The organism is Patescibacteria group bacterium (assembly GCA_020148145.1).
In the GTDB taxonomy this organism is placed as follows: domain Bacteria; phylum Patescibacteriota; class Minisyncoccia; order Minisyncoccales; family JAHCRE01; genus JAHCRE01.
Genome location: JAHCRE010000026.1, coordinates 1 through 3045, shown reverse-complemented (window position 1 = coordinate 3045; position 3045 = coordinate 1). Strand labels below are relative to the sequence as shown.

Below are 3045 nucleotides of genomic sequence, written 5' to 3'. Positions count from 1 at the left end.
AGAATTGGATGATTTATTAGAGGCTGTTGTAGTTTCTGAAGATGAGAAAAAAGGTAAAAAAGAATCGCAAAAACCGCAGCCTGAAAAAAGTAAAAAAGAATCGCAAAAACAAAAACCGAAAAAAAGTAAAAAAGAAAAAGAAAAAGTATATGGTGATTTTTTTGATGGTATTATAACCTATGATAGCGAAGAAGAAAGCGAGGGAGACTAATTAAAAAAAACCCTACCTGCATCAAAAGAGAATCAACAGATAGGGTTTTTGCAGAGCATACTAATCATTCTACCTTTTTTTACAAACCTTACTAATGACTATTATGATTTATGTATGCTAATGACTATTATAAACCCAAATAAAGAATTTGTCAAGCAAAAAATACAAGAGGCAGGAGAAAAACCTTGCTGGCTCTGTGTTGACGACTTTCACAACCAGCAACAAAGGGGAGATTTTCCTGCCTCTGTTGATATAAACCTTCAAACAGATCATAAAAACGCAGTAGGGGACATTCTTGGGCTTCTGAAGGGGGAAAATGCTCCCCTGTGGAATAAAAAGTCGAAGTTTTTTGGGGGGGGAAATGGGGGGTAATACTACTTTACTTGATACTACAGAAATAAGTGGGCAAAAAAAAGGGCAACCCTTTAAGAAAAAACGACATAGAGGAATCAAAAATTTACAAGATTATAAAGGAAAAATAGAATTAGATGGAAAAAAAGTAATAGTTTTAGAATGTAAGCAATGCGGTCAGAGATATCTTGTTCCACTTCGTTGTAATTTAAGAACGTGTCCTTATTGTGCGAGCGATAGGGCAAGGAAAGTTTATCAGGAAGTTAGCAATACTATAAGACAGATAAAAAGGGAAAAAGGTTATACTCTTAAACTTATTACTTTTGGATACGGAACAGAAGGAAATATCAGGTCTGCTATTAAGAAATCAAAAAAAGCGTTTAAGAAAATATGGCATAATCTTTTAGAAATGGAGGGTTCTGGGGCTGTCATAACTTTTGAACTTGGTGAAAAAAATAATAGCGTCCATATACATTGCTTATATTACGGGGGTTTTATACGTAGAAAAGATTTAATTAAAGAGTGGAAACGGCTAACGGGTAAGTGGTATGTCGATATAAGAATGGCAAGAGGTAAACAAGCAATTAAGGAAGTTATAAAATACATTGGCAAGGCTCTTTTGGATTTGAGTCATAAAGAAGGATATAAAATAGAAATGGCTTTACGGGGATTAAGACGTCTTGTAACCTATGGAATTTTTTACAAGCGTATAACAGGGAACAAAAATATTTGTCCTATTTGTCATTCTTCCTCTTGGAAGTTTATTATTATATCAAAATTCAACCACGAATTAGTTAATCAGTTGCTTATTCAAAGGCAATTCTGGAAAGATTAAAAAGAGAAATAGTAAGGTGTCGACAAAGGTTTACAATTTTACAAACGTGTAAACATCAAGAAATACGGGGTTTTAAGATAATATCTTTTTTTTGTGTTTTGAACAGTATACGCTGTATACGGCTGTAAATATTGAATGTCAAAAAATTACAATACAATTGTCTACGGATGTGTGGTATGGTGTCTACGGATGTGTGGTATGGTGTTTACGCTTGAATAATTTAATTAAAAAATTCCCTTGACAAATTGTGAATCAGGAATTACAATTCTCATTGTTTGTGATTTTCATAGGAAACCCTGTCTGTTCTTTTTTGCCTTCAACAGACAGGGTTTCCTGTCTCTGTTTTTTTTATCTATAGAAAATTTTTATACAAGGTATTAATATTTTTTATTTGACAAATTTCTTATTTTCCCTTATATTGTATTTCTGACAAATATTTAGTAATTAAGGAGAGATGGATAAATGTTTACTGATTATTTAACAGAACAAATAATAAAAAAAGATTTACAAACGCAATATATGGATACACTGATACCTTGTGCTGGTTATCAGTATTTATCTATTTTGACAGATGGTGCTTTTAATCCTCATCCTTATGACCCTACTAATTTTCTGTTACATTTTTTTATTCTAAAAAATAGTAATAGAACTTTCCCTATTTTTGGTGAAATGAGAAATATACCTATAAAGGGAAACACAGAAATTCACTACTCTAATTTAGCGAATACTGGAGACAACGCAACGGTAGAAAGTGGTTATGGCAATATTATTTTTTACTTGTCAAACTATCCGAATGATTTTATGAGTCTAAAGGGAAACATAGGTATTCAGTGGGAAAAATCCTTTACGGTAGCAATGGATGAACATAAATATTATCACTTTGGAATTATTAGAGTAAGCGAAGCACATACTTTGGCGATTCCTTTTATTCCAAAGTGTTTTAATAAGTTGGTATACTTGTATAAAGAAACTGCCTTGACACAGGCTAAAGAAATATGCTATTATTATGAAGACTGTGATAAAAATTGCATAGATTTAGCGGTTGATACTTTGACAGAGTTATTGCTTCCTACTAAAAGATTTTATTTGCATTTTCAAGCCAATGCTTCTGCTGATAGTGATTTTAATATTATGTTAAAATTCTTAAAAGCATAAAATGAAAAATAAAAAAACTGCTTCGATTTCATTGAGAATCTTGAAAAGCGAAAAGGAAAAATTGCAAGATGAGGCTAACGCAAGAGGGTTGCTTTTAAGCGATATTATAAGAGAAATAATTACTGAAAGGGTTGACGGCTCTTCCTATGATAAAAATTTGATGTCGGAAAAGCAAGATATAGGATTACCAAAAGAACCTTGTCCGTTTTGTGGTATTGTTGTTGATTGGAGTTTTGTTAAGAACAGCGAATCTTCTTCAAGTGAAAATGGAAAATATTGTCCCAATCCTGATTGTAGGGAATTAGTCTATTTTTACAGTAAAAAAGAAGGATGGCAAAAACAAGAATCTAAAAGCAAGGAAACAAAAGAATTGGATGATTTATTAGAGGCTGTTGTAGTTTCTGAAGATGAGAAAAAAGGTAAAAAAGAATCGCAAAAACCGCAGCCTGAAAAAAGTAAAAAAGAATCGCAAAAACAAAAACCGAAAAAAAGT

At 32.0% G+C, this 3045-nt stretch carries 5 protein-coding genes; all 5 read left to right on the top strand.

Features of this window, described 5'->3' with window-relative positions; all coding sequences use genetic code 11:
* Positions 1-211: hypothetical protein (locus tag KJA15_04515; protein MBZ9572566.1), on the top strand; the 211-nt coding region annotated here is incomplete at its 5' end.
* A 120-nt stretch (positions 212-331) separates the two neighbouring features.
* Entirely contained in the window at positions 332-583 is a 252-nt protein-coding gene (locus KJA15_04510) for a hypothetical protein (protein MBZ9572565.1), read from the top strand.
* A complete protein-coding gene (locus tag KJA15_04505) occupies positions 573-1397 on the top strand; it encodes a protein rep (protein MBZ9572564.1) in 825 nt (274 codons plus the stop codon). The genes KJA15_04510 and KJA15_04505 overlap by 11 nt, the downstream gene beginning before the upstream one ends.
* A 462-nt stretch (positions 1398-1859) precedes the next feature.
* The gene (locus tag KJA15_04500; protein ID MBZ9572563.1) at positions 1860-2552 is read left to right on the top strand and encodes a hypothetical protein; all 693 of its coding nucleotides are present in this window, start codon (positions 1860-1862) and stop codon (positions 2550-2552) included.
* A 1-nt stretch (position 2553) separates the two neighbouring features.
* Positions 2554-3045, top strand: a 492-nt coding sequence (locus tag KJA15_04495; protein ID MBZ9572562.1) for a hypothetical protein, incomplete at its 3' end; no start/stop codon positions are given.